Annotated in this window: 4 protein-coding genes; 3 read left to right on the top strand and 1 reads right to left on the bottom strand. The window is 69.9% G+C overall.

All coding sequences use genetic code 11. The features are described 5' to 3' along the window. Window positions 1–174: 174 nt before the first annotated feature. The 3 genes from purD to murA all read left to right on the top strand — a co-directional run bounded on the left by purD (window position 175) and on the right by murA (window position 3,569). The gene (gene purD / locus AB0J71_RS49810; protein ID WP_352318021.1) at window positions 175–1,392 is read left to right on the top strand and encodes a phosphoribosylamine--glycine ligase; all 1,218 of its coding nucleotides are present in this window, start codon (window positions 175–177) and stop codon (window positions 1,390–1,392) included. Continuing rightward, window positions 1,389–2,225 carry a phosphoribosylaminoimidazolesuccinocarboxamide synthase gene (locus tag AB0J71_RS49805; RefSeq protein WP_352318023.1) on the top strand — a complete coding sequence of 279 codons (837 nt, stop codon included), beginning with the start codon at window positions 1,389–1,391 and terminating at the stop codon, window positions 2,223–2,225. Before purD ends, AB0J71_RS49805 begins: the two co-directional genes overlap by 4 nt. A gap of 78 nt (window positions 2,226–2,303) precedes the next feature. Next, a complete protein-coding gene (gene murA, locus AB0J71_RS49800; protein ID WP_352318025.1) occupies window positions 2,304–3,569 on the top strand; it encodes a UDP-N-acetylglucosamine 1-carboxyvinyltransferase in 1,266 nt (421 codons plus the stop codon). On the opposite strand, the gene AB0J71_RS49795 is transcribed toward murA, so the two are convergent. Next, on the bottom strand, window positions 3,566–3,762 hold a 197-nt coding region (locus AB0J71_RS49795; protein WP_364421453.1), incomplete at its 5' end, for a hypothetical protein. The two genes, murA and AB0J71_RS49795, sit on opposite strands and share 4 nt — an antisense overlap.

Below are 3,762 nucleotides of genomic sequence, written 5' to 3'. Positions count from 1 at the left end.
GGCGGGTGAACCCAAACGACGATACTCGCCGGAGGCTGCTCGGATCAGGTGGAACCACACAAAGATGCGGGCTTGATCCGGCATTCGACGTGCCCGCAACCCGCCCGGGACGTGCTCCGGAGCCGTCCGGGACCCGCGCCGGGCGAGGGGGCCGGGCCTGCGACAATGGGGCACGTGCGCGTTCTAGTCATTGGTTCCGGAGGGCGTGAGCACGCCCTGTGCCGTTCGCTCAAACTCGATCCCCAGGTCAGCGAGCTCCACTGTGCTCCCGGTAACGCGGGCATCGAAGGCGTCGCGACCGTTCATCCCGTCGATCCCGTCGATCCCGCGCAGGTGGCCGAGCTGGCCGGGCGGCTGGGGGCCGACCTCGTCGTCATCGGGCCGGAGGCGCCGCTCGTCGCGGGCGTGGCCGACGCCGTGCGCGAGGCCGGCATCGCCTGCTTCGGGCCGACCCGCGAGGCGGCCATGCTCGAAGGCTCCAAGGCGTTCGCCAAGGAGATCATGAAGGCCGCCGACGTGCCCACCGCCCGGGCCCGCACGTGCGAGACCGAGGAGGAGGCCGCCGCCGCGCTCGACGAGTTCGGCGCCCCCTACGTCGTCAAGGACGACGGCCTCGCCGCGGGCAAGGGCGTGGTCGTCACGCGCGACCGCGACCAGGCGCTGGAGCACGCGCGGGCCTGCGAGCGGGTGGTCATCGAGGAGTTCCTCGACGGGCCCGAGGTGTCGCTGTTCGCGCTCTGCGACGGCAGCACGGCGGTGCCGCTCCAGCTCGCCCAGGACTTCAAGCGCGCCTACGACGGCGACGAGGGGCCCAACACCGGCGGCATGGGCGCGTACACGCCGCTCCCCTGGGCTCCGGAAGGGCTGACCGAGCAGGTCATGCGCGAGGTCGTGCACCCGACGATCGCCGAGCTGGGGCGGCGCGGGCTGCCGTACCAGGGGGTGCTCTACGTGGGGCTGGCCCTGACCCGGAAGGGGCCGAAGGTGGTGGAGTTCAACGCCCGGTTCGGCGACCCCGAGACGCAGGTGCTGCTCGACCGGCTGGAGACGCCGCTCGGCGGGCTGCTGATGGCCTGCGCCACCGGCGAGCTGGGCCTCGACCCGGTGTTCAAGGACGGCTCGGCGGTGACCGTGGTGATCGCGGCGGAGAACTACCCCGACGCGCCGGTCAAGGGCGACGTGATCACCGGCCTGACCGAGACCGAGAACGCGTACGTCATCCACGCCGGCACCGCGCGCGGCCCCGGCGGCGAGGTCGTCTCCAACGGCGGCCGGGTGCTGACCGTCGTCGGCCACGGCCCCGACCAGGCGAGCGCCCGCCGCAACGCCTACGACCTCGTCGACCGCGTCGAGCTGCGCGGCTCGCACCACAGGACGGACATCGCCCGATGAAGCATCTGCACTCCGGCAAGGTACGCGACCTCTACGAGACCGACGAGGGCCTGCTGCTGATGGTCGCCTCCGACCGGATCTCGGCCTTCGACTACGTGCTGGAGCCCGGCATCCCCGACAAGGGCGCCATCCTCACCCAGATGTCGCTGTGGTGGTTCGACCAGCTCAAGGACGTCGTGCCCAACCACATCCTGGCCAGGGGCGACGACGCGCGCAGCGTGGTGTGCAAGCCGCTGCGCATGGTCCAGGTGGAGTGCGTGGCCCGCGGCTACCTGGCCGGCGGCGGCCTGTCGGAGTACCGCGCGACCGGCACGGTCTCCGGGGTGCCGCTGCCCCCGGGGCTGGAGGACGGCTCCCGCCTGCCGGAGCCGATCTTCACCCCCTCCACCAAGGCCCCGCAGGGGGAGCACGACGAGCCGATCTCCTTCGAGCAGGTGGTCGCCGAGGTCGGCGCGGAGACGGCCGACGAGCTGCGGCGCATCACGCTCGACGTCTACACGCGCGGCGCGGACATCGCCCGCGAGCGCGGCATCATCCTGGCCGACACCAAGATCGAGCTGGGCTTCGACGCCGACGGCGTGCTGACCCTGGGCGACGAGGTGCTGACGCCGGACTCGTCGCGGTTCTGGCCGGCCGACGAATGGCAGCCGGGCCGGGCGCAACCTTCTTTCGATAAGCAATATGTACGTGATTGGTTGCTCTCGCCCGAATCCGGATGGGACAAATCATCCGGAAACCCCCCGCCTCGGCTTCCCGAGCACGTTGTCGAGCGCACAAGGCAGCGATACCTAGAAGCGTATGAGCGCGTCACGGGGGTTCCCTTTAGCGGATGATTCGGCTGGGTCACCTGGTGTCAGCCACTACTGTTGGCCCGATCGAGCCTCACCGTTGATTTCAAGGAGCCGCACGAAATGGTCCGTTACCGCGTGCGCGGTGGCAACGCACTGCGTGGAACCGCGTTCATCCAGGGCGCGAAGAACGCCGTGCTTCCCATGATCGGTGCGGCTCTGCTGGCCGCCAAGGGCCGTACCGTGCTGCGGAACGTGCCGATCATCGAGGACGTCCGGCGCGCGGTCGAGCTGGCCGAGGCGATCGGCGCGTACGTGGAGCTGCACGAGTCCGAGCGCACGCTGGTCATCGACGCCTCCCGGCTGAGCAGCCCGGTGTTGCCGGCCGAGATCGCGCGCCGGTTCCGCGGCTCGGTGCTGTTCACCCCGGCGCTGCTCCACCGGCTCGGCGAGGCGATCGTGGAGGGCGTGGGCGGCTGCAACCTCGGCAGCCGCAACCTCGACTTCCACTACCTGGGCTACAAGCGGCTGGGCGCGGTCGTCGACGAGGGCGAGACCGTCATCCACGTCAAGGCCAGCGGCCTGACCGGCGCGACGCTCTACCTCGACACGCCCTCCCACACCGGCACCGAGAACCTGATCATGGCCGCCGCCCTGGCCAAGGGCACGACGGTGATCGAGAACGCGGCCCTTGAGCCGGAAGTGCTCGACGTCATCGACATGCTCACCAAGATGGGCGCGCGCATCAGCGGCGGCGGCACCGGGTTCATCACCGTCGAGGGCGTGGAGGAGCTGCACGCCGTCGAGCACACCGTGATGCCCGACCGGCTCGACGCGGGCGTGTTCGCGATGGCCGCGGCGATCACCGGCGGCGAGCTCAGCCTCGTGGGCACCGGCCTCGACCTGGGCGTCGTCCGCTACAAGCTGGAGCAGATGGGCGTCGACTTCGCCCGGCAGGGCGCGGTGCTGCACGTGCGCTGCGACCGCCCGCTGCGGCCCATCAACATCATCACCGACACCTACCCCGGGTTCGCGACCGACCTGCAGTCGCCGATGATGACGGTGGCGGCCCTGGCCGACGGCACCAGCTACATCCACGAGCGCATCTTCGACGGCCGCTTCGCCCTGGCCGGCGAGCTCAACAAGATGGGCGCCGACGTCGAGGTCGACGGCAGCCGGGCCGTCGTGCGCGGGCGCACGCCGCTCAAGGGCGCACAAGTCACGGCGCACGATCTGCGCTCCGGTATCGCGCTCGTGCTCGCCGGTCTGGCGGCCGAAGGAGAGACCGTCATCGAGTCCGGATACCTCATCGATCGCGGCCACGCACATCTCGCGGCGCGAATGCGCGCGCTCGGCGCGGACATTACACGAGAGATTTCTGAGCGCTAAAAAACATGAGAAAAACCGCGTTGAGCTGCTGAGACATCTTGTCGGGCGGTCAACCAGAACGACTTTCCGGAAAAGTCGGGCGTGACATTACGGCCCCCGCGAGCGATCGTTCCAAAAGAGAGCACTGCAACGGACGGCAGGATGGGACGAACATTGGTCGAGAGGGCCGAAGAAACTCCCCGAGTGTCACGCC

The organism is Nonomuraea sp. NPDC049637, assembly GCF_040675235.1.
Lineage (GTDB): Bacteria > Actinomycetota > Actinomycetes > Streptosporangiales > Streptosporangiaceae > Nonomuraea.
The sequence above is the reverse complement of the archived record's forward strand: the minus strand, read 5'-3'. Positions and strand labels throughout refer to the sequence as shown.

Excerpts from the sequence above, each read along its gene's own strand:
- murA (WP_352318025.1), top strand. The coding sequence starts at position 2,304 with ATGGTCCGTTACCGCGTGCGCGGTGGCAACGCACTGCGTGGAACCGCG.
- AB0J71_RS49805 (WP_352318023.1), top strand. The coding sequence starts at position 1,389 with ATGAAGCATCTGCACTCCGGCAAGGTACGCGACCTCTACGAGACCGAC.